This is a genomic window from Streptomyces sp. T12 (genome assembly GCF_028736035.1).
Taxonomy (GTDB): Bacteria; Actinomycetota; Actinomycetes; order Streptomycetales; family Streptomycetaceae; genus Streptomyces.
This window is the reverse complement of the sequence record NZ_CP117866.1, coordinates 355563-381672: the sequence shown is the minus strand read 5'-3', so window position 1 is coordinate 381672 and position 26110 is coordinate 355563. Positions and strand designations below refer to the sequence as shown.

27 protein-coding genes are annotated in these 26110 nt (G+C 70.8%); 16 read left to right on the top strand and 11 right to left on the bottom strand.

All coding sequences use genetic code 11. The features are described from left to right. Window positions 1-82 precede the first annotated feature (82 nt). Window positions 83-1036, top strand: coding sequence for a ribose-phosphate pyrophosphokinase (locus PBV52_RS01725; protein ID WP_274236466.1), 954 nt, complete (start codon window positions 83-85; stop codon window positions 1034-1036). Window positions 1037-1087: 51 nt separating this feature from the next. On the opposite strand, the gene PBV52_RS01720 is transcribed toward PBV52_RS01725, so the two are convergent. Both PBV52_RS01720 and PBV52_RS01715 read right to left on the bottom strand, forming a co-directional pair. Next, window positions 1088-1468: an anti-sigma factor antagonist gene (locus tag PBV52_RS01720; protein ID WP_274236464.1), complete on the bottom strand. Its 381-nt coding sequence runs from the start codon at window positions 1466-1468 to the stop codon at window positions 1088-1090. Window positions 1469-1621: 153 nt separating this feature from the next. Beyond that, window positions 1622-2059 carry a MarR family winged helix-turn-helix transcriptional regulator gene (locus PBV52_RS01715; protein ID WP_274236463.1) on the bottom strand — a complete coding sequence of 146 codons (438 nt, stop codon included), beginning with the start codon at window positions 2057-2059 and terminating at the stop codon, window positions 1622-1624. A gap of 103 nt (window positions 2060-2162) precedes the next feature. Between PBV52_RS01715 and PBV52_RS01710 the strand changes: the two genes are divergently transcribed. Both PBV52_RS01710 and PBV52_RS01705 read left to right on the top strand, forming a co-directional pair. Next, the gene (locus PBV52_RS01710) at window positions 2163-3614 is read left to right on the top strand and encodes an aldehyde dehydrogenase (protein WP_274236462.1); all 1452 of its coding nucleotides are present in this window, start codon (window positions 2163-2165) and stop codon (window positions 3612-3614) included. Between the two features lie 25 nt (window positions 3615-3639). Next, window positions 3640-4746 carry an NAD(P)-dependent alcohol dehydrogenase gene (locus PBV52_RS01705; protein ID WP_274236461.1) on the top strand — a complete coding sequence of 369 codons (1107 nt, stop codon included), beginning with the start codon at window positions 3640-3642 and terminating at the stop codon, window positions 4744-4746. Between the two features lies 1 nt (window position 4747). Here the strand turns inward: PBV52_RS01705 and PBV52_RS01700 are convergent, their stop codons facing one another. Next, window positions 4748-5698, bottom strand: a complete 951-nt coding sequence (locus PBV52_RS01700) for an NADP-dependent oxidoreductase (protein WP_274236460.1) — start codon at window positions 5696-5698, stop codon at window positions 4748-4750. Between the two features lie 71 nt (window positions 5699-5769). On the opposite strand from PBV52_RS01700, the gene PBV52_RS01695 reads away from it, so the two are divergent. From PBV52_RS01695 to PBV52_RS01665, 7 genes are all read left to right on the top strand, one after another. Further along, window positions 5770-6723 (top strand): GlxA family transcriptional regulator, encoded by a 954-nt coding sequence (locus PBV52_RS01695; RefSeq protein WP_274236459.1) that lies wholly within the window; start codon window positions 5770-5772, stop codon window positions 6721-6723. A gap of 65 nt (window positions 6724-6788) precedes the next feature. After that, a complete protein-coding gene (locus PBV52_RS01690) occupies window positions 6789-7637 on the top strand; it encodes a hypothetical protein (RefSeq protein ID WP_274236458.1) in 849 nt (282 codons plus the stop codon). A 262-nt stretch (window positions 7638-7899) separates the two neighbouring features. Continuing rightward, on the top strand, window positions 7900-9624 hold the full coding sequence (locus PBV52_RS01685; protein ID WP_274249219.1) for an ATP-binding protein: 1725 nt from the start codon (window positions 7900-7902) through the stop codon (window positions 9622-9624). Between the two features lie 4 nt (window positions 9625-9628). Next, window positions 9629-10039 (top strand): roadblock/LC7 domain-containing protein, encoded by a 411-nt coding sequence (locus PBV52_RS01680; protein WP_031485587.1) that lies wholly within the window; start codon window positions 9629-9631, stop codon window positions 10037-10039. Continuing rightward, window positions 10036-10407 (top strand): DUF742 domain-containing protein, encoded by a 372-nt coding sequence (locus tag PBV52_RS01675; RefSeq protein ID WP_274236457.1) that lies wholly within the window; start codon window positions 10036-10038, stop codon window positions 10405-10407. The genes PBV52_RS01680 and PBV52_RS01675 overlap by 4 nt, the downstream gene beginning before the upstream one ends. Beyond that, window positions 10388-10993, top strand: a complete 606-nt coding sequence (locus PBV52_RS01670) for an ATP/GTP-binding protein (protein ID WP_274236456.1) — start codon at window positions 10388-10390, stop codon at window positions 10991-10993. The genes PBV52_RS01675 and PBV52_RS01670 overlap by 20 nt, the downstream gene beginning before the upstream one ends. Next, window positions 10990-12240: a cytochrome P450 gene (locus tag PBV52_RS01665; protein WP_274236455.1), complete on the top strand. Its 1251-nt coding sequence runs from the start codon at window positions 10990-10992 to the stop codon at window positions 12238-12240. Before PBV52_RS01670 ends, PBV52_RS01665 begins: the two co-directional genes overlap by 4 nt. Window positions 12241-12316: 76 nt before the next feature. Here the strand turns inward: PBV52_RS01665 and PBV52_RS01660 are convergent, their stop codons facing one another. From PBV52_RS01660 to PBV52_RS01650, 3 genes are all read right to left on the bottom strand, one after another. Beyond that, a complete protein-coding gene (locus PBV52_RS01660) occupies window positions 12317-14014 on the bottom strand; it encodes a hypothetical protein (RefSeq protein WP_274236454.1) in 1698 nt (565 codons plus the stop codon). A 447-nt stretch (window positions 14015-14461) separates the two neighbouring features. Continuing rightward, window positions 14462-16096 carry an amidohydrolase gene (locus PBV52_RS01655; RefSeq protein WP_274236453.1) on the bottom strand — a complete coding sequence of 545 codons (1635 nt, stop codon included), beginning with the start codon at window positions 16094-16096 and terminating at the stop codon, window positions 14462-14464. A 124-nt stretch (window positions 16097-16220) separates the two neighbouring features. After that, complete coding sequence (locus PBV52_RS01650; protein ID WP_274236452.1) at window positions 16221-17723, bottom strand: APC family permease; 1503 nt, start codon at window positions 17721-17723, stop codon at window positions 16221-16223. 124 nt (window positions 17724-17847) lie between these two features. Between PBV52_RS01650 and PBV52_RS01645 the strand changes: the two genes are divergently transcribed. From PBV52_RS01645 to PBV52_RS01635, 3 genes are all read left to right on the top strand, one after another. Next, entirely contained in the window at window positions 17848-18606 is a 759-nt protein-coding gene (locus PBV52_RS01645; RefSeq protein WP_274236451.1) for a TetR/AcrR family transcriptional regulator, read from the top strand. A gap of 15 nt (window positions 18607-18621) precedes the next feature. After that, window positions 18622-19086 carry a pyridoxamine 5'-phosphate oxidase family protein gene (locus tag PBV52_RS01640; RefSeq protein ID WP_274236449.1) on the top strand — a complete coding sequence of 155 codons (465 nt, stop codon included), beginning with the start codon at window positions 18622-18624 and terminating at the stop codon, window positions 19084-19086. A 79-nt stretch (window positions 19087-19165) separates the two neighbouring features. Continuing rightward, entirely contained in the window at window positions 19166-19558 is a 393-nt protein-coding gene (locus PBV52_RS01635) for a VOC family protein (protein WP_274236448.1), read from the top strand. Between the two features lie 91 nt (window positions 19559-19649). On the opposite strand, the gene PBV52_RS01630 is transcribed toward PBV52_RS01635, so the two are convergent. The 4 genes from PBV52_RS01630 to PBV52_RS01615 all read right to left on the bottom strand — a co-directional run bounded on the left by PBV52_RS01630 (window position 19650) and on the right by PBV52_RS01615 (window position 22552). Continuing rightward, on the bottom strand, window positions 19650-19970 hold the full coding sequence (locus tag PBV52_RS01630) for a DUF4235 domain-containing protein (RefSeq protein ID WP_274236447.1): 321 nt from the start codon (window positions 19968-19970) through the stop codon (window positions 19650-19652). A gap of 24 nt (window positions 19971-19994) precedes the next feature. Beyond that, window positions 19995-21008 (bottom strand): glutathione S-transferase family protein, encoded by a 1014-nt coding sequence (locus PBV52_RS01625; RefSeq protein WP_274236446.1) that lies wholly within the window; start codon window positions 21006-21008, stop codon window positions 19995-19997. Window positions 21009-21390: 382 nt separating this feature from the next. Then, window positions 21391-21840 carry a nitroreductase family deazaflavin-dependent oxidoreductase gene (locus PBV52_RS01620; RefSeq protein ID WP_274236445.1) on the bottom strand — a complete coding sequence of 150 codons (450 nt, stop codon included), beginning with the start codon at window positions 21838-21840 and terminating at the stop codon, window positions 21391-21393. A gap of 82 nt (window positions 21841-21922) precedes the next feature. Further along, the gene (locus PBV52_RS01615; protein ID WP_274236444.1) at window positions 21923-22552 is read right to left on the bottom strand and encodes a LysE/ArgO family amino acid transporter; all 630 of its coding nucleotides are present in this window, start codon (window positions 22550-22552) and stop codon (window positions 21923-21925) included. Between the two features lie 310 nt (window positions 22553-22862). On the opposite strand from PBV52_RS01615, the gene PBV52_RS01610 reads away from it, so the two are divergent. Together PBV52_RS01610 and PBV52_RS01605 are read left to right on the top strand one after the other, a co-directional pair. Further along, on the top strand, window positions 22863-24071 hold the full coding sequence (locus PBV52_RS01610; RefSeq protein ID WP_274236443.1) for a cytochrome P450: 1209 nt from the start codon (window positions 22863-22865) through the stop codon (window positions 24069-24071). 42 nt (window positions 24072-24113) lie between these two features. Continuing rightward, window positions 24114-24314, top strand: coding sequence for a ferredoxin (locus tag PBV52_RS01605; RefSeq protein WP_274249217.1), 201 nt, complete (start codon window positions 24114-24116; stop codon window positions 24312-24314). On the opposite strand, the gene PBV52_RS01600 is transcribed toward PBV52_RS01605, so the two are convergent. Next, the gene (locus tag PBV52_RS01600; protein ID WP_274236442.1) at window positions 24289-25191 is read right to left on the bottom strand and encodes a sigma-70 family RNA polymerase sigma factor; all 903 of its coding nucleotides are present in this window, start codon (window positions 25189-25191) and stop codon (window positions 24289-24291) included. The genes PBV52_RS01605 and PBV52_RS01600 overlap by 26 nt on opposite strands. Window positions 25192-25257: 66 nt before the next feature. Between PBV52_RS01600 and PBV52_RS01595 the strand changes: the two genes are divergently transcribed. Continuing rightward, on the top strand, window positions 25258-25935 hold the full coding sequence (locus tag PBV52_RS01595) for an FMN-dependent NADH-azoreductase (protein ID WP_274249216.1): 678 nt from the start codon (window positions 25258-25260) through the stop codon (window positions 25933-25935). Window positions 25936-26110: the final 175 nt, after the last annotated feature.

Sequence of the window (26110 nt, the reverse complement as noted above, 5' to 3'; positions counted from 1 at the left end):
CGCCCTCGTCTGAGCTGCAACGTTTCTGCCGAGGTCAGTAGCATGATTCCGCCACCCGGAATGATCATGCTAGGAGCGGATCGTGCGAGAGATCGCCGTGTTCAGCGGTAGTGCCCACCCCGAACTGGCGGCGGAGGTCTGCGCTCACTTGGGGGTGCCGCTCAGCCCCACCCGGGTCAGCCGTTTCGCCAACGACTGCCTGGAGGTGCAGCTGCAGGCCAACTGCCGGGAACGGGACGTCTTCCTGATCCAGCCGCTGGTCCGGCCGGTCCAGGAGCACCTGGTCGAGCTGCTGCTGATGTGCGACGCCGCGCGCGGGGCGTCCGCACGCCGGATCACCGTCGTCATGCCGCACTACTCCTACGCCCGCTCCGACAAGAAGGACGCCCCTCGTATCTCGCTCGGTGGGCGGCTCGTGGCGGACCTGATGGTGTCGGCGGGTGCGAGCCGCGTCCTCGCCATGACGCTGCACTCGCCCCAGGTGCACGGCTTCTTCACGGTGCCGGTCGACCACCTGCACGCACTGCGCGAACTCGCCGCCCACTTCCGCCGGTACGACCTCTCCCGTACGACCGTCGTCTCGCCGGACCTCGGCAACGCCAAGGAAGCCGCCGCGTTCGCCCGGATGATCGGCGCTCAGGTGGCCGCCGGCGCCAAGCAGCGGTTCGCGGACGACCGGGTCAGCATCAACTCCGTCATCGGCGAGGTGACCGGGCGGGACGTGATCATCCTGGACGATGAGATCGCCAAGGGCAGTACCGTCCTCGAACTCCTGGACCGCCTGCGCGAGTTGGGGCCGCGGTCAATCCGCGTCGCCTGTACGCACGGCCTGTTCGCGTCCGGCGCCCTGAAGCGGATCGGCGAGCAGCCCGACGTACTGGAGATCGTGTGCACCAACACCGTGCCGGTCCCGGAGGAGGAGCGCACCGAGAAGCTGCACATCCTGTCCATCGCCCCCGCACTCGCCGAGGCCGTGCGCCGCATTCACAACGGGGAGTCCGTCAGCGCCCTGTTCGACGCGCCGGGAACCGCATAGACGCCCGGGCCATCTCCACCGGCACGAGATGTTCCGCAAGCCGCGGGAGCCTCATAACGTGCCGGACGTGGCCTCGGGCCGGTCCAGGGCCGCGTCCGGTGTCGGATGCGCGGGCAGCAGCCGGGACAGCCCGGTGATTTTGAGGACCCGCAGGGTGAGCGGGTGGGTGCAGACCAGGTGCAGCTGCCCGCCGTGGTCGAGCACCCGGGCGCGGGCCCGGTACAGCAGCCGCAGCCCCGAGCAGTCGAAGAACTCGACGCTCCTGAGGTCGATCACGATCCGGGCATCGGGGTGTGTCGTCACCCGGTCCAGGTACGGCGCTATCTCCACCGCCGCCGCGATGTCGATCTCGCCGCGGAACTCCAGCACCGTGTGGCCCCGGTGCCGGTGGACGCGCAGATGCCGACTGAACGGCGCAGGCTCCTGCTGCACGACGACATCGCCTCCAACCTGCTCACTTGCCGCGGGCTGCTCAAATCCAGTCCCCGCCCTGCAAGTTACCCTCGATGGAGCGAATTTGAGCATGTTCGATTGACATATGTCTTCGAATTGCGACAGAGGCTTCGCGAGATGTCCGGGGCACGGCTACGACAGTGCGTGCCAGGCCTTCGTGAGTGCCTGGCGGAACTGCTCGGTCTGATGGGCCGTGAGGTCCCGCACCATCCGCTCCTCCAGCTCCCGTACGGACTCCTCGTGCCGGGCGAGCAGCTCGCGCCCCGCGTCCGTCAGCAGGATCAGCAGCTCCCGGCGGTTGCGCGGGTTGCGCTCTCGGCGGACGAGCCCGCGGCTCTCCAGGCTGCGCACCAGATCCGCGATCGACTGCGCCGTGACGAACGAGTCGCGCGCCAGCTGTGCGGCCGACAGTCCGTCGTGCCGCTGCAGCACGGTGAGCGCGGTGTACTGCAGCGCGGTGATCCCGGACGGCCTGACCAGCTCGTCCAGGTGGGAGCGCACGACGAGCTCCACCTGCTTCACCATGTAGAGAAGCGACGGAGGTGCCTTGGTTGCCTGGGTGTCGAGCATGAGTTCACCCTAGAGCATTGACAGGAAACCTGTCTGTAATGAGACTGCGAACACGCAGGAATCCTGTTGGTTGAAATCTTGGCGATGAGGCTGAGGAGTGGCAATGACCACCTTCGAGATCGAACCCGGTCGGTTGTTCATCGGGGGCCAGTGGCGTGAGGCCGCCGACGGAGCGCGCACCGAGGTGGTCGACCCGTCCCGCGGCGCGGTCGTCACGACCGTCGCGGACGCCGGTGCCGCCGACGTGGACGCGGCCGTGCGCGCCGCGCGGGAGGCCTTCGACGACGGCGCCTGGTCCGGGCTGAGCGGGCGCGAGCGCGGCCGGGTGCTGCACCGGGTCGCCGAGCTGATCCGGGAGAACGCCGACACCATCGCGGAGCTGGAGAGCCGCGACGTCGGCAAGCCGATCACACTCGCCCACGCCGTCGACGTCACCAACGCGGCCAACGACTACGAGCACTTCGCCGCCCTCGCGCACGCCCTGGACGGCTCCGTCCGGGACACGCCCATGAACGCCCTCGCCTACGTCCGGCGTCGGCCGATCGGCGTGGTCGCGGCGATCACCCCGTACAACTTCCCGCTGATCCTGGCCGGCTCGAAGATCGCCCCGGCGCTCGCGGCCGGCAACACGGTGGTGCACAAGCCGGCCGAGGAGACTCCGCTCAGCGCCCTGTACATGGCCGAGCTCTTCAAGCGGGCCGGTGTCCCCGACGGCGTGGTCAACGTCGTCACCGGCGGCCCCGCGGCCGGCGAGGCACTGCTGCGGCACTCCGGGGTGGACAAGGTCGCCTTCACCGGCTCGACCTCGGTCGGCCGCAAGGTCGCGGGCATCGCCGGTGAGGCCCTCAAGCCCGTGACCATGGAGCTCGGCGGCAACGCGGCCCACGTCGTCTTCGAGGACGCCGACCTGGAGAAGGCCGTCGGCGCGATCATCAAGGGCTTCGTCTTCAACACCGGGCAGTTCTGCATGGGCGGCCCGCGGCTGCTGGTGGCGCGCCCGGTCTACAGCACGCTGCTCGGCATCCTCGCCGACGCGGTGCCGGGGGTTCCGCTCGGCGACCCGCGCAAGCCCGAGACCGTCGTCGGTCCGATGGCGGGGGAGCGGCACCTGCGCAAGGTGGAGGAGTACGTCGACCTGGCCCGCAAGGAGGGCGGCCGCATCGTCTGCGGTGGTGAGCGGCTCGACCTCGACGGCGGCTACTACTACAAGCCCACCGTGATCGCCGACCTGCCGAACGACTCCCGCGTGATCCAGGAGGAGATCTTCGGCCCCGTCCTCACCGTCCAGCCCTTCGACTCCGAGGACGAGGCCGTCGAGCTCGCCAACTCCACGCCGTACGGTCTGGCCTCCGGCGTCCAGACCAGCAACCTGGCCCGCGCCCACCGTGTCGCCGACCGGCTCCAGGCCGGCATCGTCTGGGTCAACGACTGGGCGATGCTCGACCCCGCGGTCCCCTTCGGCGGCGTCAAGGACTCCGGCTTCGGCCGCGAGTACGGGCCCGAGGCGCTCGACGCCTACACCACCACCAAGTCCGTCGTCGTCTCGCTCGACTGAGCGCACCGCCAAGGAGATTCACCAGATGTCCATCCCCACCCGTGCCGCCGTCGTCGAGTCCGGCGGAGCCCCCTTCACCCTCTCCGACGTGGAACTCGCCGAGCCCGGACCGCACGAGGCCGTCGTCCGCATGGTGGCGACCGGCCTGTGTCACACGGACCTCGGCGTGGCGAGCGGCGGACTGCCCTTCCCCCTCCCCGGCGTCCTCGGCCACGAAGGCGCGGGCGTCGTCGAGGCCGTCGGCCCGTCCGTCACCGGCGTCGCGCCGGGCGACCACGTCGTACTGTCCTTCACCTCGTGCGGTGACTGCCGCAACTGCCGGGGCGGCCACCCGGCGTACTGCGCGACCTGGCTGCCGCTGAACCTCATCGGCGGGCGCCGGGCCGACGGCAGCAGCACGATCAGCCGGGGCGGCGAGGAGCTCGGCGGTCACTTCTTCGGGCAGTCCTCCTTCGCCGAGCGGGCGCTGGTCGACGAGCGCAGCCTCGTGAAGGTCGACCCCGACGTGCCACTGGAGTCGATCGCCCCGCTGGGCTGCGGCGTGCAGACCGGAGTCGGCGCCGTCTGGAACGTACTGAAGCCGGTCACCGGAAGCACCGTCGTCGTCCTCGGCGCGGGAGCCGTCGGCCTGTCCGCGGTCATGGCCGCCGCCCTCACCCCCGCCACCAACATCGTCGCCGTCGACCGGGTCGGCGAACGCCTGTCACTGGCGAAGGAGTTGGGCGCCACCCACACGGTCAACGCCGCCGAGACCGATCTCGCCGAGGCGCTCGCCCAGATCACCGGCGGCCAGGGCGCCGACGGCGTCGTGGAGACCACGGGCAACGTCGGCGTCCTGCGCCAGGGCGTCGACGCGCTCGCCGCCCGCGGCACCCTGGTCGTCGTCGGCGCCCCGCCGTTCGGCACCGAGGTCGCCCTCGACGTCAACGGGCTGCTCGGCGGCAAGCAGGTCGTCGGACTCACCCTCGGCGACGCCGAGACGCAGGTCTTCATCCCCGCCCTGGTCCGCCTGGTGAAGGAGGGGCGGCTCCCGCTGCACCGCCTGATCAGCACCTATCCCTTCGCGGAGATCGACCAGGCGGTGCGGGACATGGGAGCGGGCAAGGCGATCAAGCCCGTGCTGACGTTCTGAGTCAGTCCACCACCAGGACCAGCTTCCCCGTGGTCCGGCCGGTGTCGCCCAGCGCATGCGCCTCGGCGGCATCGGCCAGCGGGAAGGTACCGGCGATCGTGGGGCGGAGCCTGCCCGCCTCGACCAGTTCGGCGATCGCGCGCATCCCCGCTCGGTCGGCGTCCACGAGGACGAACTCGGCCCGCACGCCGAGTCGTTCGGCCTGCTCGTACAGCTCCTCGTCGGCGCCCGGCAGGATCGACACCACCACTCCGCCCGGACGCAGTACCGGCAGCGAGCGCAGCGAGTGGTCGCCGCCGACGGTGTCCAGCACCACGTCGACGTCCTTCACGGCGTCGGCGAAGTCGGTCTCCCGGTAGTCGATCACCTCGTCGGCGCCCAGCTCCCGCAGGAGGTCGTGCTTGCCCGCGCTCGCCGTGCCGATCACGTACGCTCCGCGCGCCTTGGCGATCTGGACGGCCACATGCCCGACGCCGCCGGCCGCCGCGTGGATCAGGATCCGCTGACCGGGCTGGAGGTCGGCGCGCTCCACGAGCGCCTGCCAGGCGGTCAGGGCCACCAGCGGCAACGCCCCGGCCTGGACGTGGTCGATGGCGGCGGGCTTGTGTACCAGGGCACGGGCGGGGGCGACGACGTACTCGGCGTGCGAGCCGGCTCCATACGGGTAGGGCAGCATCCCGAAGACCTCGTCGCCGGGGACGAAGCCCGAGGCGCCGAGTCCGACGGCCTCGACCACGCCCGAGACGTCCCAGCCGAGGACGAACGGCGGCTCGCCGAGAAAGATGCCGGCGGCGCGGTGCTTCCAGTCGGTGGGGTTCACGCCGGCCGCCCGCACCCGGACCAGCACCTCGTTCGTGCGCGGCACGGGCCGCTCCAGCTCCACTTCCTTCAGGACCTCGGGACTGCCGAGGACGTCCTGGCTGATGGCTCGCATCGTGTTCACAGTGCTCATGGTCAACCAGCCTGCCGGGGTGCGCCGCGCTGGAAAATGGCACGATTGCCAACCTTCGATAGGATCGTGCCATGGCAGATATGGAGCGGGTCGTGGTGCTGGCCCTGGACGGCGTCTATCCCTTCGAGCTGGGCATCCCCAGCCGGATCTTCGGCGCGGCCGACGGCCGGTACGAGGTGCTGACCTGCAGCGTCGACGGCAGCCCCGTACGCAGCAACGCGGACTTCACGATCGGCGTCCAGCACGGCCCGGAGATCCTCGCCACGGCCGACACCGTGGTGATCGCCTCCGTGGCCGTCCCGCACATCCCCGTGGAGCTGCCCGCCGAGGTCGCCGCCGCGCTTGCGCGGATCCGCCCGGACGCACGCATCGTGTCGATCTGCACCGCCGCCTTCGTACTCGCCGCGGCGGGCCTCCTCGACGGCCGCAAAGCCACCACGCACTGGCATGTGACCGATCTGTTCCGGCGCCGCTATCCGCATGTCGACCTGGACCCCGACGTTCTCTTCGTCCACGACGGCCGGATCCTCACCTCGGCCGGCGCCGCCTCCGGAGTCGACGTCTGCCTGCACATCGTGCGCACCGACCACGGCAGCGAGCTCGCCAACGCCGTCGCCCGGTGCTGCGTCGTACCGCCCTTCCGGGACGGCGGCCAGGCCCAGTACATCGAGCAGCCGGTCCCCGAGAGCGGCGCCGCGAGCACCGCGGCCACCCGTGCCTGGGCCCTGGAACACCTCGACGAGTCCCTCACCCTGACCGACCTCGCCGCGCAGGCGCGGATGAGCCTGCGCACCTTCGCCCGCCGCTTCAACGACGAGGTCGGCCTCAGCCCCGGCCGCTGGCTGATCCAGCAGCGCGTCGCCCGCGCCCGGCACCTGCTGGAGATCAGCGACCTGTCGGTGGACCAGATCGCCGGCCAGGTCGGCTTCGCCACGGGAGCCTCCCTGCGCCAGCACCTTCATGCCGCGATCGGGGTGTCACCGCAGGCGTACCGCCGTACGTTCCAGGCGGCTGACACGCCGTAGACCGAACGTTCCCGCCCTCCGCCGCGTCGAAGGATCAAGGAAAGCGGCCAGGGCAGGGGGCAGGGATGCGCAGAGGGCTCGCGGTGGTGGCGGTACTGGCGGCGACGGCGGTCGCGGGGTGCGGTGCCGAGGAGGATCCGGTCGTGGCGGGCACAGCGCCGGCGGCGCCCTACGACGGTCCGCTGTACGTCCCCGCTCAGGACCTCGACGAGGACAGCGCCCGGGCCGTACGCGCGGGTTCGGGCGCTGCGGGCCGGGCGCTGGAGTGCGACGGGGAGATCTACTCGGGTGGCGGCAGCGAACCGTGGAGCGAGGGGGACGGCGGATCCACGGCCGAGGACGGCCTCGAGGCGTACTTCGAGATCGAGCAGCCCGACGTGCCGCGTTCCGGCTACCGCGTGGAGCGGGAGGGGAAGGGCCGGGTCCTGTTCTCCTACGACGTCGACGGGCGGACGAAGGTGGCGGTCATCGTGGCCAAGGACCGTAAGGACCGCCCCGGTTGGGGCCCCGAGACCAGCGCCTCCTGCGATCCCGCCGAACTCCCCGAGAGCTTCACGGCCACCAAGGAGTACGAGATCTGGACGGACGAGGACGGCCACCGCGTGCCGACCACCGAGATCAGCAGCTCCGCCGGATCGGCCCACTGCGACTGGCAGCAGGCGCACTTCCTCGAACTCGGCGCACACCAGGACCGCAAGCTGTACGCCCGCGATCCCGACGGCGTACTCGAACCCGGCATGCTGAACGCCGCCTACGACGGCGACGTACCCATGCCCGACGACGCGCACGACACCGGATACCGGCTCGGCGACCGGCGGCTGTGGCTCACCGACGACACGTCGACGGCGTACGTCCGCACCCCCGACGGTGTCGAGGCCTGGCCCCGGGTGAAGGACGGCATGGGCTGCAAGTGAACCCCGCGTGAACCCAGGCGTCGTTTTCTCCAACTGTGCAGGTCAGTAAAGGCATTTATCGATGTTTGTGCTCTTGGCTGACAGTGATGGAACCCTCACTTCCGCCAACCTGTCAGGTTGATCCTTTTGCGTTCAAACCCGATAAGCTCCCGTTCGGCGCTGCGAGTTGACTCGGTCGCGATCGGTCGTCTCGCGGTGCGTACTCATGAGTGCGATCGCCTTGCACACCCCCCTTGATCGATCGTTGCCTCGAAGGATGCAGATGGAACTCGCCACTCCGCCGCCGGCGGCGCGGCCCCCTGTCGCCTGGTACAGCTGGTGGCTGATGCCGCTGGCTTTAGGAGGTGGGACGGTTGCCGCCACGTTCATGAGCTCGGAGCGAATAACCGCCGGCGTCGCGGGTGTCGCGGCGACCGCGGCCAGCGCCGTGTGCGTACGTCTCCTGCTGCGTACCCGGACGCAGCTGACCAGATCCGAGGTCGACTTCCGCACCTCGCAGGCCGAGCACTCTCAGCAGTGGCAGCAGCACGTGGCAGGCCTGGAGCGGAAGTTCAGCGCCGAGCGCGCCGCACTGGAGAGCCGGCTCGGTGACCAGTCCGGCGCCTACGAGGCGCAACTGGCCGAGCAGGCCCGGGCCTACGAGGAACGGCTGGCCGAGGAGAGCGGCTCCTACGAGGAGCGGATCGCTGCCCAGGCCCAGTCCTACGAGGCCCAGCTCGCCGCCCAGGCCGAGGTCTGGCAGGAGCAGCTGGCCCACCAGCTGTCCGCGGTCGCCCGGCTCGCCGACGAACAGTTGCCCGAGGCGCTGCGGCAGCTGCGCGCGGGCGACGCCATCGACGACGTCCTGCCGAGCGTCAACCAGTGCGCCAAGGTCAGCGCCGAGTTGCAGGCCAACCTGCGCAAGGTCCTGCGGACCTCCCTGATCGGCGTCGAGGAGGAGTTCAACCGCTCGACCTCCGCCGAGCAGGCCGTGATCAGCGTCGGCAACCGCATCCACGTCCTGACCAGCAAACTCCGCGGCCGTCTGCACGAACTGCAGGGCGAGCACGGTCGGCTGCCGGCCGTCGCCCGGGGCCTGATGGAGCTCGACCAGGCGATCGGCCCCGCCGACTGTCTCGCCGCCAGCATCAGCGTCCTCGGCGGCTCGGACCGGCCCGGCCGGCAGTGGCAGGAGCCGCAGCGCCTGCTCAGCGTGGTCCGCGGCGGCATCGGCCGGATCAAGGACTTCCACCGCATCGACGTACGCCACCTGCCCGAACTCGGCGTCGACGGCGGCCTCGTGGACCACCTCACGCTGATCTTCGCCCACCTCCTGGACAACGCGGCCCGCTACTCGCCGCCCACCGAGCCGGTGGTCGTCTCCGGCAAGGAGGTCCCGAACGGTGTCGGCATCGAGATCCAGGACTCGGGCAAGGGCCTGAGCGAGGAGAAGAAGCGCGAGGCCGAGGAGGCCCTGACCGGCACCGCGGCCGGACCGGGCATCGGCGGCATCTCCGAGGACGCCAACATCGGTCTGCGCGTCGTCGGCGCTCTCGCCCGCCGCTACGGCATCCGCGTCACCTTCGCGGACTCGCCCTGGCTCGGCACTTCGGTGGTTGTGGTGGTTCCGCACAAGTACTTCAGTCCGCTGCCCGCCGCCGCCCCGGCCGCCGCCGCGACCCCGGCGGTGCGGTCCGCCGAGGCCGCCCCGGTACGCACGGCGGCCGCCGCCGAATGGGTGGCCGAGTCCGGCGAGGCCGTGGACACCACGCCCGGCGGACTGCCTCGGCGCCGCAGCAAACGGAACGAGACGGTGCGGCACGAGCCGGCCGAACGCCCGGAGCGGACGGAGGAGTCGAGCGTCGCCGCCGTCCCGCCGGACGCCTCGTTCGCCGGTCTGGCCGCCTTCGCCACGGCCGGCCGGGAGGTCGGCGAGGAGTCCACCGAGGAGGAGACCGCACCTGCCGGACGCGGATCCACCGAGCACCACACTGAAGAGAGCGACTAGTCCCATGACGCAACAGGGAACCGACGTGAGCTGGGCGCTCCGTGACCTGGTGGAGAGCATCCAGGAGATCAACTTCGCCCTCGTGGCCTCCAGCGACGGCAAGGCCATCACCTCCTACGGTGCCGAGGACCCCGACGACGTGGACCGCTTCGCGGCAGTGGTGGCCGGACTGCAGGCGCTGGCGCAGCCGGTCGCCGAGCAGTTCCCCAAGTACGCGGGGCAGCTCAGGCTGGCCATGATCGAGGTCGACGGCGGGCACCTGTTCGTCGTACGGGCCGGGGTGGAGACCTATCTCGGCGTCCTCGCCCGGGAAGGCCTCGACCAGGGCCTGCTCGGACATCAGATGAGGGACCTGGCGCGCAGGATGGGCGAGTTGCTCGGCACCACTCCGCGCCTGGAGGAGCACTCTGGATGAGTGCTCCCCGCCTGCCCACGAATCCGTCCGGTCTCGAGCGCTACTACGTTCTCACCAAGGGGCGTAGCGGACCGGGCGGTTCGGCGTCGAGTCTCGACGTGGCGACCCTCATCGTCTCCCGCACCGCCCCTGCACTGGGCTTGCAGCACGAGCACGAGGAGATCCTCCGGCGCTGCCGCGAACCGCTGTCGGTGGCCGAACTCGGCGCCCACCTCGGACTGCCCTTCAACATTCTCGCGGTGCTGCTGACGGATCTGCTGGAGGCAGGCCACGTCGAAGCCCGTGACCCCATCCCGGCGCACGACACCGGCCGCGGGCCCGACCTCGCGCTCCTTGAGGAGGTACTCAGTGGACTTCAAAGGCTTTGACCATCCCGGCGGGCCGGGTGGCGGGGGCACCCGCTCGGTGAAGGTGATGATCGCCGGTGGCTTCGGCACGGGGAAGACCACCATGGTCCGCTCGGTGAGCGACATCAAGCCGCTCACCACCGAGGAGACCCTCACCCAGGCCAGTGCCGACGTCGACCACCTCATCGGCGTCGCCGACAAGACGGAGACCACCGTCAGCCTGGACTTCGGCAAGATCGGCCTCAATGACAGCCTGATGCTGTATCTGTTCGGCACGCCCGGCCAGGAGCGCTTCTGGTTCCTGTGGAACGGCCTGTTCAAGGGCGCGCTCGGCGCGGTCGTCCTGGTGGACACCCGCCGGCTCGCCTCCAGCTTCCGGGCCATCGAGGAGATGGAGCGGCAGAACGTCCCGTTCGTCGTCGCGCTGAACGTCTTCCCCGACTCCAAGGACTACCCGGTCGAGGAGATCCGGGACGCCCTGGACATCCCCGAGCACATCCCGGTCGTGGCCTGCGACGCCCGCGACCGGGCCTCCAGCCGTGACGTGCTCGTCGCGCTGATCCGGCACTTGAAGGATCGCTCCTCCGTCGCACTGGAGCCCCGATGAACGAGCAGACTTTAAACGGTCCCGACGCGCCCCGCGGGTGCCCCGTCGCGCACGGCGGGGCAGAGCTCACGCGGCTGTACGGCCCGGACGCGGCCACCGACCCGCAGGCCATCTACGAGCGGCTGCGCAAGGAGCACGGCTCCGTCGCACCGGTGCTGCTGGAGGGTGACGTTCCCGCCTGGCTGGTGCTCGGCTACCGCGACAACCGGCGGGTGCTGGACAACCCTCGTCAGTTCAGCCGGGACGCCCGCATCTGGCGGGACTGGCGGGAGGGCCGGATTGCGGAGTCCCATCCGCTGGTGCCGATGGTGGGCTGGCGGCCCGACTGCGTCTCCCAGGACGGAGAGCCGCACCGCAGGCTGCGCGGCGCGGTCACCGACGGACTGCTGGCCGCCTCCAGCCGCGGCATCCGGCGGCACGCCACGTACTTCGCGAACAAGCAGATCGACGGGTTCGCCGACGACGGGCGCGCCGACCTGGTGGCCGACTACGCCGATCAGCTGCCGATGCTCGTGCTCACCCGGATCCTGGGCCTTCCCAAGACGGACGGGCTACGCCTGGTCGAGTCGTGCGCCCAGGTCTTCAAGGGCGGCGAGGACGCCTTGGTACACAACGGACACATCATGGAGATCCTGGGCGAACTCGCCCAGCGCAAGCGGTCCGAACCGGGCTCGGACTTCACCACCGCCCTGCTGGAGCACCCGGCGGCGCTGGACGAGGACGAGGTCGTCAGCCATCTGCGCCTGGTGCTGATCGCCGCCCACACCACGACCAGCAACCTGCTGGCCCGGGTGCTGCAGCTGCTCCTGACCGACACGGCACGGCTGTCCGGGCTGATCAGCGGTCAGCTGAACGTGTCCGCCGTGGTGGAGGAGGTCATGTGGAACACCCCGCCGCTGGCCGTCCTGCCGGCGCGGTTCGCCACCAGCGAGCTGGAGCTCGGCGGGCACGACATCGAGGAGGGCGACCTGCTCCTCCTCGGCCTCGCCCCGGGCAACGTCGACCCGGAGATCCGGCCCGACGAGGGCGTGGCGGTCCAGGGCAACCAGTCGCACCTGGCTTTCAGCTCGGGTCCGCACGAGTGCCCCGGGCAGAACATCGGCCAGTCCATCATCGAGGTCGGCGTGGACGTCCTGCTGCACCGGCTGACGGGCCTGCGCCTGGCCGTACCGCCGGAGGAACTCGGCTCGACCGCCTCCACGTGGGAGTCCCGGCTGGACAGTCTGCCGGTCGAGTTCGCCGTCTAGCCCACCCCAAGCGACCGCTGCCCGGCCGGATTCCGGCCGGGCAGCGTCGTGTCCTCCCCCTCCAGGGATCGCGGCGTCAGCCGTCGAGCCAGTCGCCTTCGACGCCCGTGGGACGGTATCCCGTGGCGTTCCAGAGGAAATGCGGGTGGGCGCCCGCGAACATGTAGGCGAGCAGCGCGGTGTCTTCCCTCCCGGTTCGAGGGTCGTGCAGGGTGTGAAACTTCTCGGATCCGACTACGCCGGCGTCTTGTTGGACATCACGAGCGCGGGCTGGGGACGGCTCGGCGCTGGATGCCTCCACGGCGGCGATGTAGGTGCGGCGCAGGATCTCCCACGCACTGTCGATGTTGCCGTGCCAGGGGCCGTGCAGTGCTTCGAAGGCATGGAGCTCGGCGTCGAAGAGGGGCCATGCCCGGGGGTACTGGGCTCGGCAGCGTGCGGACAGCTCGGCGGTCCGGGGGCTCAGTGCCGGTACGGCGGGTCGCGGGGCGATGGTGAGGGTGGTGCCGTGGGTGAGGATGCCGGTGCACGGGTTGGGCTGCAGGTCGCACAGCGGGCAGTCCTCGGTCGGGGGGAGGCCCTGGGTGATGCCGTCGAACCACAGGGCGTGGCGGCCCGTGAGCCCCATCCAGGTGATGGTGGTGGTCATCAGCCAGGTGTTCCACATCGAGGTGTGCGCCTCGGGCATGCAGCCGTACTTGACGAGGGCTATGGCGCAGGCGGCGTAGAAGGCCTTGGTGTGGGTGGGCATCTCGGCGAGCCAGAAATTGCTGATCTCACCGGTGAGGGCGTCGGCTCGTACGTCGGTCATGTCGTCGATGACGCGGCACAGCAGCAGGGAGGCGAGGTTCTCCTCCTGCCAGAGTTCGGTGTCGGGTGCGACGTGCCAGAACAGGCAGTCCAGCATCTGCAGGATCGAGTAGGTGCTCTGGGTGAGTGGACTGGTCTGCGGGAGCGTGACGCTGCCCGCGAGGTGCTGTTGGAGCCAGTACTCGTCGACGGACCGCTTATGGGCCGAGAAGAGTCCGCTGACCAGGGCCCGTGCGCTGTTGGTGCTGAAATTCTCGGCCAAGCGGCCTTCGGCGTGCTGGGTGAGGCGCGTCGTGTCGATGGTGTCGACAACGCGTTTGTATTCGTGGAAGACGAGGATGTCGTCCTCGAAGCGGTGGCGGTGGCCGATGTCTCGTTCAAGGTCGTTCATCTGCCGGGTCCAGGACCATCCACCGGTCAGGACGCTGTCGAGTTCCCGGCGGTACGGCCAGGTCTTGACGGCGAGGGGTCGACCGGCGCTCTGCCGCCAACCGTAGTCACCCAATGCGCGTGCGGGGGGCGTGGGCAGCCGACGGCACAGCGGACAGGCGCAGACGGTTGCCTGCTCCTCCTCGCGCGGCGGGGTGAGTGCCCGGCTCCTCCAAGCCCCTTCCAGCATCATGCAGGTCAAGCGGCATATCTCGATATCGGTGCTGACTTGGGGGAAGGCTTTCTCGATCACGCGCAGGCCGGCGTCGAGGTGCCTCAACCTGGCATAGCCTTCCTCGTCCGGAGGGAGCAACGCGGGCTGCGCCAGATGGAGGGCTCCCTCCAGATGCAGCGTGGTGCTGGAGTGGCGGGATCCGAGTGCGTCCAGCCGCTGCTGAGCGGCGTTCTGGGACCTTCGGTACTGCTCCGTGCTCCCATTGATGCGTTTCACGAAGAGGCGGGCCAGGACGTTCCCCGCTTCCGTGGGCTGGAGTTGGGCGCTTGGCTGCGCCGGGAGCAAGCTGTTGGCGGACACCGTCGGAGCAGCACCTACTATTCGAGATTTCACACCGGTTTCCCATCAAGCTGTGGTCATGACAACGGAATCGATCGACCGTGGTTGGGGGCCGGTCGTGATCCGAGGATGTTCTGTACGTTCGGCGACGGCTTCGCCGAGCACCTGCACCGCCGCCTCAGATGTGTTGGCGGCCTGCGGCAGGGCCCATGACCCGCTCCTGGACGTACTCCAGATGTCTGCTGACGGGGGTGTCGAAGGGGAGGTCGAAGGTGACGTCCTGAGGCATGCGCTTCCTTTCGGGAGACGGAACGCAGAGCCCCCCGCCCCTGCGAGTGGGCGGTCGTCGTGACCGCCCACGCACTCGAACTGGTCTTCGCGGTACGAAAGTTGAACCGAGAAGCGGTACGAAGCTGCCCAGAGCGTAAATGATCTACACCGTAACCGGACCGTGATCTGCGTTACTGCTCATGCCTCTTGAGCTGCGTATACTCGCGCGCCCCCGACATAAGTGAGAGATACACGCGTCTCCGTGATCGCCTCCGTCGGCCCCTCGAACGGATCGCGGTCCAGGACCACCAGATCCGCGAGCGCCCCGGCGCGCACCTCGCCCGTGTCGTCGAGGTGGTTCACATAGGCCGAGCCCGACGTATAGGCGGTCAACGCCTCGGCGAGTCCCATGCGTTCACCGGGCAGGAACACCGGCGTGTCGCCGCCGTCCGGTGCCACGCGGTTGACCGCCACATGGATCCCCTGGAGCGGATCCGGGCTGCTCACGGGCCAGTCACTGCCTGCCGCGAGCCGGGCACCGGAGCGCAGCAGCGCGCCGAACGGGTACTGCCACGCAGCACGTTCGGGCCCCAGGAAGGGAATGGTCAGCTCGTCCATCTGCGGTTCGTGCGCGGCCCACAGCGGCTGGATGTTCGCGGTGGCCCCGAGCCGGGCGAAGCGCGGCACGTCGGCGGGCTGGACGACCTGGAGATGTGCCAGGTGGGGCCGCGTGTCGCTGGGCCCGTTCGCGGCGCGCGCGGCCTCGATCGCGTCCAGCGCGTCGCGTACGGCCCGGTCGCCGAGGGCGTGGAAGTGGCACTGGAAGCCGAGCGCGTCCAACTCGGTGACGTACGTGGGCAGTTGTCCGGCGTCGATGAAGCTCGTACCCCGGTTGGCGGTGGCGCAGCCGCACTTGTCGAGGTAGGGGTCCAGCAGCGCCGCCGTGCCGGTCTCGGCGACCCCGTCGAGCATCAGCTTGACGCTGCCCGCGCGGAAGCGGCCGTGGCTCAAGGCGGCCCGCCGCTCGACCAGTTCGGGAATCTGCTCGGCGCCGCGCTCGCGGTCCCACCACAGCGCCCCGACGACGCGGGCGGTGAGCGAGCCGTCCCGCGCGGCCGCCAGATACGCCTCGGACGGGTCGTCCATGCCGAGGAACTCGCCGACCAGCGCGTCCTGCCAGGCCGTGATGCCGAGCGCGTGCAGATGCCGCTGTGCGTGCAGCAGGGCCGCCAGTCGGTCGGCCGGTGTGGCGGGCGGGGTGAGCCGTCCGACGAACTGCATCGCCCCCTCCTGCAGCGTCCCGCTCGGCTCACCCGAGGCGTCCCGGTCGATGCGCCCGTCGGCGGGGTCGGGCGTGTCGCGCGTGATGCCCGCGAGCACGAGGGCGCGGCTGTTGACCCAGGCGCCGTGGTGATCGCGGTTGGGCAGATACACCGGCCGGTCCGGCACCACCGCGTCCAGCAGCTCCTTCGTCGGCGTACCGCCCTCGAAGGCCTCCATCGACCAGCCGCCGCCGGTGATCCACTCCCGCTCGGGGTGCGCGTCGGCGTACGCGCGCACCGCGGCGAGGGTCTCCTGCGCCGTCTTCGCTCCGGTCAGGTCGCACTGGCTGAGCTCCAGCCCCGCCGGCACCGGATGCACATGCGCGTCCTGGAATCCGGGCAGCAGCAGCCGCCCGGCGAGGTCCACCACCTCGGTCCGCGGCCCGACGAGATCGTGCACCTCCTGATGTCCTACGGCCGCGATGCGCTCGCCGGTGACGGCCACGGCGGTCGCGGTGCGGCCCTCGGGAGTGAGGACGGGACCGCCGGTGAAGAGGAGATCTGCGTGCATGTTCCGTTTCCTGGTCGAGGTGGTCGAGGTGGTCGAGGTGGTCGAGGTGGTGGCCGAGGTGGTCGAGATGATCGAGGCGCGGTTAGGTGATCGAGGCGCGGTCGAGTTGCTCGGATCGGTCGGGTCAGCGGGATGTGGCGAGCAGCTGGGGCGCGTCCGCGTCGGTGCCCTTGCCGGTGCGGAAGTACGGCGACCTGCGCACCCACCTGGCCCACGCGGCGGCCACGAAGCCCGAGGCGATCATCGCCACGGGAGTGGACAGCAGGAACCACCCGTTGTCCGCGCTGACTTCGAAGTGATCGGCGGAGGTGTAGAACGACCAGCCGAGGTATCCGCCGAGGCCGAGCAGGGTTGCCGCGCTCAGCGCGGGCAGTACGACCGCCCGGATGCCCTGGCGCCAGTCCTCGCGCAGCAGCGAGCGGAAGCGCACGGCGGCCGCGAGGGCCGTGAGGGCGTACGACAGGGCGACCACGATGCCCACGGCGCTCACCGTCGCCATGATCATGTCGGCGAGCCGCGGGATGACCAGCGCGAGCGCCGCGACCGCCGCCGCGAGTGCGCCGATGAGCAGTGTTCCGGCGGCCGGAGTGCCGTACCGGGGGCTGACCTTGGACCACACCGGCCCGAGCGTACGGTCCCGGCTCATCGCGAACATCGCCCGGGCCGTGGGGATCACGCCGGCCTGCAGTGAGGCGACCGCCGAGAACATCAGGGCGACCAGGGGGAGCGCCGCCCAGGGCTGGGCCGCCAGCCGGTCGCCGAAGAAGGCCAGGCCCTCGGCGCCGTGGCCGACCAACTCCGGCTCGGACAGGACGCGTTGGAAGGCGATCGAGCCGAGCAGGAACAGCGCCAGCATGGTGAACAAAGTGGTGATCCCGGCCCGGGACGCGTCGCGCGGGTCGCGCACCTCCTCGTTGACGCTGAACGCCGACTCGAAGCCCCAGTAGCAGAACACCGACAGCAGCATCCCCTGGGCGAGTGCCGTCGCCGACGGGATGGCGAACGGGTCGAACCAGCTCAGGCTGAAGTCGTGTGGGCCGGTGACGATGCCGTATCCGCAGAAGCCGAGCAGGACGACGTACTCGAAGACCAGCAGCCCGGCCTGCAGTCGCGCGGCGGTGCGGATGCCGGTCACGGCGGTCAGCGTGACCGCCACCAGGACCAGGATGCCGACCGCTGTCGTCTGCGCGGTCGAACCCGGGTCCAGCGCGAGGCCGCCCAGCCGGTGGAGCCCGGCGTCCCCCGCGAGCTGGAGCAGGGCCGAGCCGGTGACCGCGGTGGTGTACGCGAGGAACGCCAACACGGCGACGATGTTCACCCAGCCGACCATGAAGCCGAGCCACGGAGTGAGCGAACGGCCCACCCACACATAGCCGTTGCCCGCGTTCGGCTCGACGCGGTTGAGGCGGGAGTAGGCGCCCGCGATGCCGAGGATCGGCAGAAACGCCAGCAGCATGATCGCCGGCAGGTGCAGACCGACCACCCCCGCGGTGACCCCCAGCCCGATGCCGATGCTGGTGGTCGCGGCCGTGCTGGACGCGGCGATGGCGACGCCGTCCAGGACACCGAGGGACTTGCGCAGCGCGGGCTGCGAGGCTGGGTCGACGCTGTGGGGATGGTCGGGCATGGCCGCTCTCCGCTCGCACCGGGGGCCTGGACGGCCCCGATGAGCGGACATGAAACTGCCCGGGGGGTTAACAGGTCAACGGTGTTGTCATAAGGTGCCCGCACCGCACCGAGGGAGGCAGTCCATGAGCGAGCGCGTCGTCCCGCCCGCCGCCCGGCAGCGCAGGCGACCCACCAAGCAGGGCGTCGTCCTGTCCGAGGCACTGATCATCGAGACGGCCCTCAGACTCATCGAGGAGCACGGCGCCGACGCCCTCTCGGTACGCCGCCTGGGTCGTGCCCTTGGTGCCGACCCCAGCTCGCTGTACCGGTACTTCCAGCACACCGACGACCTGATGCTGGCCATCGCCGACGAGCTCATCGGCCGTACGCTGCGCACCTGGCGACCCACCGGAGACTGGCGCGCCGACCTGCGGGACCTGGGCCTGCGCATGCACGCCGGGGCCCTCGCGTACCCCCGGGCGGCGGTACTCAGCTCGTACCGGGTGACCGGACGGGCGTACGAGATCCAGGCCGTCGAGACCATCCTGGGCGTCCTGCGTCGCGCCGGGTTCCCCGACGCCGAGGCGGTGCGGATCTACCACGTGTTCGTCGACCAGGCCCTCGCCCACGGCGCCCTCGACTCGGCGAGCGCGGCGATGCCGAAGGCCGCACGGGAGGCGGAGGCGGCCGTCTGGCGGGCGACGTACGCGCGACTGCCCGCAGACACCCACCCGCACATCGCCGCCACCGCCCGCCACCTGGTGGCGGACATGCCGCACAGCTCCTACCCGGCCGCCCTGGACCTGCTGCTCAGCGCCGCGGCGGCTCGACTGGCCGCAACCGGTCCTCGGACGGCCCGCCCGGCAGCGACACTGGACAGGTCCGTCAACACCGCCCCCTGAGGAGGCCGTTCGCCGATGACGCCGCAGCCCGCACGCCCCGCCAAGCAGCGCAAGCAGGACACCCTGAACCGACTGGAGCACGACGAGGACCTGTGGGTCGCCACGGCCGAGGTCGACGGGGGCGTGCCGTATCTCGTCCCGCTCTCCTACCTCTGGGACGGCTCGACCCTGCTGCTCGCCACGCCGGCCAACAGCCCGACGGGCCGGAACCTGCGGACGACCGGCAGAGCGCGCCTCGGTATCGGGCCGACCCGGGACGTCGTCATGATCGAGGGCACGGTCGACACGATCGCCCCTGCTCAACTGCCCGAGGAGGTGGCCGACCGGTTCGCGGCCAGGACCGGCTTCGATCCGCGGCAACTCTCCACGCCCTACCTGTACTTCCGCGTGCGGCCGCAGCGTGTGCAGGCCTGGCGCGAGGCCAACGAGCTGGCCGGGCGGGAGCTGATGCGAGACGGGGAGTGGCTGGTGGCGGACTGAAACGGCCCGGCCGGGACACCCGGGAGGTGCAGGGCGGCGGGACAGGACCGTCCCGCGCCCCGGACCCCTCGGAGGAATCATGTCGCTGGTGAAAGCGGGCTTCGTCGTGCTCGACTGTGCCGAGCCGGAGAAGCTCGCCATGTTCTACCGGGAACTGCTGGACGGTGAGCAGACGGAGGCGACCGCCAACCGCGTGGAGATCAGGGGCGCCGACGGCACCCGGCTGGCGTTCCGCCGCGACATGAACGCGACGCCGCCGAGCTGGCCGCGACCCGAGAACTCCCTCCAGGCCCACCTGGACTTCGTGGTGGAGGACCTGGGCGAGACGGAGCGCAGGATCGTCGGGCTCGGCGGCCGTCCCCTGGAGGCGAAGGACGCGGCGGGGCCGTACGAGGAACGCGGCTACGCCGACCCGGCCGGCCACTCCTTCACCCTGCGCCGCCTCGCCTCTACGGCGCCGAAGCAGGGCTGAGTCACCTCGGCTCCGGCCGGCCTTCCGGAGGGACGGTTCCGGCCGGTCGCCCGAAGGATCTGTTCCGGACAGGTCTCCCGTACGTGTGCTCTCAGTCCCGCCCGCCCTTCTCACTGACCGGCCACACACCCGTCGAGCGTTCGATCGCCTTGGCGCCCGTGCGGTCCGCCAAGCTGCGTGCCACCGCGAAGAGGGCGCCCTGGACCGCGGCCGCCAGCAGGATCTCGCCCCAGCCGCGGTCCCGGTCCAGGGCGTCGGGGGCGTCCTCCTCGTGCCGTATCGCCATCCATGTTTTGCGGAAGGCGAGCCCCGCCAGCGCACCGCTCGCCCAGCCGAGCGCGAATCCCAAGGGCTTGTAGGCGAGGGGGAGCTTCATCTTCTTCTGCTTGTTCCTCTTGGTCTTGCCGGCCATGTGCGCCTGCGCCTCCTTCGTCGGTCAGGGCCGTCCCCGCGCCGGGACCTGCTCGGCCTCGGGAACCGGCCCGGGCGGTGTCCCGTCGCCGAACGGCCTGCCGCCCAGCTCCTGACGGTGGTGCGGTGTCAGCCACCCCGGCAGATCCGGTCCGAGGGGCACGATGCCGGTCGGGTTGATGCCGCTGTGCACCTGGTAGTAGTGCCGCTTGATGTGGTCGAAGTCGACGGTGTCACCGAATCCGGGCGTCTGGTAGAGGTCGCGGGCATACGCCCACAGGACCTGATTCTCCGTCAACTTCCAGCGGTTGCACTTGAAGTGGCCGTGATAGACGGCGTCGAAGCGGACCAGCGTGGTGAACAGCCGGATGTCCGCCTCGGTGATCGTGTCGCCGACCATATAGCGCTGCCCGGCCAGCCGCTGCGCCAGCAGCTCCAGCCGCCGGAAGAGACGCGCGTACGCCCCCTCGTACTCGTCCTGGCCGGTGGCGAAGCCCGCCCGGTACACACCGTTGTTGACGTCCTCGAAGACGTCCGCCATCACGGCGTCGATCTCGTCCCGCCGCGCCTCGGGGTACAGGTCGGGCGCCCCCTCGCGGTGCAGGGCCGTCCACTCGGTGGCGAGGTCGAGCGTGATCTGCTGATAGTCGTTGGTGACGAGCACGCCGCTCGGCACGTCCACGATCGCGGGCACGCTGACGCCGCCCGGGTAGTCGGTCTCCCGCCTGTCGAAGGCCTCGCGCAGGAAGCGGATGCCGAGCACCGGGTCGCGGTCGTCGGGGTCCAGCGTGAAGCGCCAGCTGCGGTCGTCCTGGATCGGGTCGGCGATCGCCAGCGACAGGGCGTCCTCCAGGCCGAGCAGCCGCCGGGAGATCACCGCCCGGCTCGCCCACGGACAGGCACGGCTGACCACCAGACGGTAGCGGCCCGCCGCCACCGGCCAGCCGTCCCGGCCGTCCGCGGTGATCCGGTCCGTGAAGTGGGCCTTCGACCGATGGAACGACTTCCTCCCGTAGGCGGTGTTGCCCCCGCCGCTCATGACCGGGCTCCTTCCTGCCATACGGCTGTGTCGTACGCCGGGTTCCCCAATCTCACCCAACCTCGTCATCGCCGTCGCCAAGGCCGTCGGAGGACTCCTCGCCGGGCGGACAGCATGAACGAGGTCCAGCGGCGCCGACGAGGAGTTCGGCGGCAAGGTGGCGGGCATGGTCGTGCTCGGCGTCGCCTTCGTGGCCGAGGGCCTGTCGCTGGTGCGGGCGCCGCATGCGAGGCACGAAGAAGCCCCGCCGCGACGGGGGAACGCGGCGGGGCCTGACGCACGGGTGCCCGGCGGACAACGGTTCATGCGTCCCGGGCGAGAAAAACTTTTCGGAGGCCGATCAGCCCCAGCCGAAGCGCTGGCCGAGACCGCGGCCGACCCGTCAGTCCTCGTCGAGCGGCTCCAGCACGAAGACCGGGATCACCCGGTCCGTCTTCTCCTGGTAGTCGGCGTACGGCGGATACGCCGCGACGGCCCGCTCCCACCACTCGTCCTTCTCCGCGCCGGTGATCTCGCGGGCCCGCATGTCCCGCTTCACCGGTCCGTCCTGGAGCTCCACCTGGGGATCGGCCTTGACGTTGTGGTACCAGACCGGGTGCTTGGGCGCCCCGCCCTGCGAGGCCACCACGGCATACCGCCCCTCGTGCTCGACGCGCATCAGCGGCGTCTTGCGGATCTTTCCGCTCTTGACACCCCGGGTCGTGAGCAGGATCACCGGCATCCCGGTGTCCAAGAGGGTCGTGCCCTGGGTGCCGCCGGAGCTCTCGTACAACTCCACCTGGTCGCGTACCCACTTGGTCGGGCTCGGCTCGTACGCACCGTGAAGAGGCATGGCCTAAGTCCCATCGTCGTGTCCTGGTACTGACTTACGTCCCTCTGCAACACGCACGCGCGCGTGATTCATCCTGCCGCGACTACATCAGCATCCGTACGGCCAGTGCCAGGATCACGCCGCTCGACACCAGCGCCGTCACCAGCCGCCCCCGCTGCCCCGTCAGCACCCGCCCCAGCAGTGCGCCGCTCCCGGCGAGCAGCACCTGCCAGCTCGCCGACGCGGCGAAGGCGGCCAGCACGAACACGCCCTGTTCCAGGGGTGGTACGGCATCCGTCGCGCGGGTGCCGAGCACGAGAGCCGCGAAGTAGATGACCGTGGTGGGGTTGAGCAGGGTGATGCCGAGCAGCGCCAGGTAGGCGCGCGCCGGGCTCGGGGGAGGGGGAGTGGAGCGGCCGCCGGTGGTGACGCGGTGGTCGCGGTGGTGGCGTACGGCGCTGACGGCGCCGCGTACCGCGAGGATCGCGAGGACCAGGGCGGAGGCCCAGCGCAGCGGTACCAGTACCGGACGCAGTGCGGCGGCCAGGGCTGAGCCGCCGAGGGTGGCCACGAGGGCGTAGAGCCCGTCGGCGGTCGCGACGCCGAGCGCGGCGCAGACCCCGGTCCGCAGGGAGGTGCGGGCGGTGAGGGAGACGAGGTAGGTCGCGACCGCGCCGACCGGGACGGCGATGCCGTAGCCCGCGATCAGCCCGGCGACGAGCGCCGCCGTCACGACGTGGGAAGCGCAGGCCTCCACGGACGGCCGGGCTGCTGCTGGAACCGCACCGGACGAACGGCGACGGTCGGCGGCAGGAAGGCGGTGGTCTTAGACATGGCCGGATTCTGCGGGTGGCGGCTGCCCGCCGGCAAGCGAATTTTGCCGGAGGACCGGCCGGAGGTCTCCGCGACCGAAGCTCTGTACGACGATCTCCGGCCAGATTGCCCGCGCGCCTGATCTGGCCGAACTTGGCGTCGTCTCATTAGATGCCCCGGGCATCTAATGAAGATCGGCATGACGCACTCTTCGTCTGCGAGGTCTTTCCATGACGGACATGACGGAATCGCACACCGTCGCCTTCCCTCAGAACCGCACCTGTCCGTACCACCCACCCACCGCCTACGACCCCCTGCGCGAAGCCCGCCCGCTGGCCCGCATCACCCTCTACGACGGCCGCCCCGTCTGGCTGGTCACCGGACATGCCCTCGCCCGCACCCTGCTGGCCGACCCGCGGCTGTCCTCCGACCGCACCCGGCCGGGCTTCCCCGCGCCCAACGCCCGGTTCGCGGCGGTCCGCAACCGGAAGACCGCGCTGCTGGGCGTCGACGACCCCGAACACCGGGTCCAGCGGCGGATGATGGTTCCCAGCTTCACGCTCAGGCGTGCCGCCGAGCTGCGCCCGGAGATCCAGCGGATCGTGGACGAACGGCTCGACGCGATGATCGCCCAGGGAGCGCCCGCCGAGCTGGTGAGCGCCTTCGCGCTGCCCGTCCCCTCGATGGTCATCTGCGCCCTGCTGGGCGTCCCCTATGCCGACCACGACTTCTTCGAGGAACAGTCCCGGCGCCTGCTGCGCGGGCCCACGGCCGACGACACCATGGACGCCCGCGACCGACTGGAGGCGTACTTCGCCGAGTTGATCGACCGGAAACAGAAACAGCCGGAGCCCGGCGACGGCGTCCTGGACGAACTCGTCCACCAGCAGCTGCGCGCCGGCGAGCTGGACCACGAGGAGCTCATCGCCCTCGCCACCATCCTGCTGGTCGCCGGCCACGAGACGACCGCCAACATGATCTCCCTCGGCACCTTCACTCTCCTCCAGCACCCCGGCCGCCTCGCCGAGTTGCGCGCCGCCCCGGCGCTGCTGCCCGACGCGGTCGAGGAACTCATGCGGATGCTGTCGATCGCCGACGGCATGCTGCGCGTCGCCGTCGAGGACATCGAGACCGACGGCGGGACGATCCGGGCGGGCGACGGCGTGGTCTTCTCGACCTCGGTCATCAATCGCGACGAGGCCGTCTACCCCGACCCCGACAGCCTGGACTGGCACCGCCCCACCCGCCATCACGTCGCCTTCGGCTTCGGCATTCACCAGTGCCTCGGCCAGAACCTGGCCCGCGCCGAGATGGAGATCGCCCTGCGCACCCTCTTCGACCGGCTGCCGAACCTGCGCCTGGCCGTCCCTGCGGAGGAAATCCCCTTCAAACCCGGCGACACGATCCAGGGGATGCTGGAACTCCCCGTGACCTGGTAAGAGGCTCCGGTCATGCAGAACGAAACGCGCGAAACGCGCCCCATGCAGATCGACATCGACCACGACCTCTGCGTCGGCGCCGGCCAGTGCGCCCTCGCCGCCCCGTCCGTCTTCACCCAGGACGACGACGGCTTCAGCGCCCTGCTCCCCGGACGGGAGGACGGCGGCGGCGACCCGATGGTGCGGGAGGCCGCCCGGGCCTGCCCGGTCAGCGCCATCACCGTGTCGGAAACGGGGAGTTGACGCCGGGCGCGTCGAGCACGGCCAAGTCGAGCGCGCGCAGCCGGGCGGGGTCGGCGATCACCTCGTAGGAGCTGATCCGCCCGCCCCGCACGGTGGCCGCGACGACGTACCGCAGCCGTCCGCGCGGGGCGACGACCAGTCCCACGTCACCGCCCACGAGCGCCGGCACCGCGAAGCGCGCCCGCTCGCGCAGGAGCACCGTGCCCTCCGCGACCGCCCGGGCACCCCGCAGCTCCGCCGCCACGCCCGGCGGCAGGGCCGCGAGGTCGGCCCGGCGGACGACCTCGGGGGCCAGCAGGCCGAGCAGTGCGCCCAGGTCACCGCCCCGCGCGGCGGCGAGGAACGCCTCGACGACCTGTCGGTGCCGGTCGAGCTCGGCCCCCGGGACCGCGGGCGTGCCGCGCACCTTGTGCCGGGCCCGGCTGGCGAGCTTCTTCGCCGCCGGCACGGACCGCTCGACGACGCGGGCCACCTGGTCGAAAGGCACCCCGAACAGGTCGTGCAGCACGAAGGCGACCCGCTCGGCCGGGCCGAGCCGGTCGAGGACCACGAGCAGGGCGAGACCCACCGAGTCGACCAGCACGGCCTCGTCCTCGGGAACGGCCCCGCCGCCGGACTCCGGTGCCTGGTCCCCGTACGGATCCTCGCGCTGCGCGGCACGGGAGCGCAGCATGTCCAGGCAGATGCGGGAGACGACCGTCGTCAGCCAGGCCGCCAGATGGTCGATGCCGTCGTCACCCGCACGGCTGAGCCGCAGCCACGTCTCCTGGACGGCGTCCTCGGCCTCGTCGAGCGAACCCACCATCCGGTACGCGACTGCCCGCAGCTGACCCCGCTGGGCCTCGAACCGCCGTGCCAGTTCGTCCGCGCCGTCCATCGGTCACCTTTCTCCGTCGTGTCCCGTCACCCCTACGACGAACCCGACCCGACCGAGGTGACCGACATGACTCTGCTGCACATCGACTCCAGCGCCGACCTGGCCGCCGACTCCGTGACCAGGCAGCTGACCGACCTCTACGTGAGGACATGGCGCGCCGTACACCCCGACGGCACCCACCGCCACCGCGACCTGTCGGCCGACCCGGTGCCCCCGCTGACCCCGGCGTACACCACCCTCGGCCGCCGGGTGGAACGCGAGGGCTTCGTCCCGCCGGACAAGGTGCCGGCGCTGATCGAGAACGCCGCAGAGGAGAGGGAGTGGCAACTCACCCTGCCCCTGCTCACCGAACTGCGGTCCGCGGACACGGTGTTGCTCGGCGTCCCGATGTACAACTTCTCCGTGCCCGCGTCCCTGAAGGCCTGGATCGACCGGGTGACCTTCCCCGGCGCGTTCTCGGACCCGGACAGCGGCGAGAGCCTGCTGCACCACACCCGGGTCGTCGTGGTCATGGCCCGCGGCGGCGGATACGGCCCCGGCGCCCCGCTGGAGCACTGCGACTTCCAGACGCCTTATCTCCGGGCCTACTTCGGCCGACTCGGCGTGGCGCCGGACAACCTCCACCTCGTCGCCGCCGAGCTGACCCGGATCGACGTCCTGCCCCAACTGGCCGGTCTGGAGCACCTCGCGGACGTCTCCCTCGGCCGGGCCTGCGCGGTCGTCACGGAACTCGCCGCGGCCTGACCTCAGCGCGCCGCCGGCAGCGTCCGTGCCCGCCTCCTGGGCCTTGGTCGCCGGCCGCGCGCTGCCTGTGATGGCAGCCGTGACAATTTCCACGTCGTTGCGGCCGAGCTGACCCGGATCGACGTCCTGCCCCAACTGGCCGGTCTGGAGCACCTCGCGGACGTCTCCCTCGGCC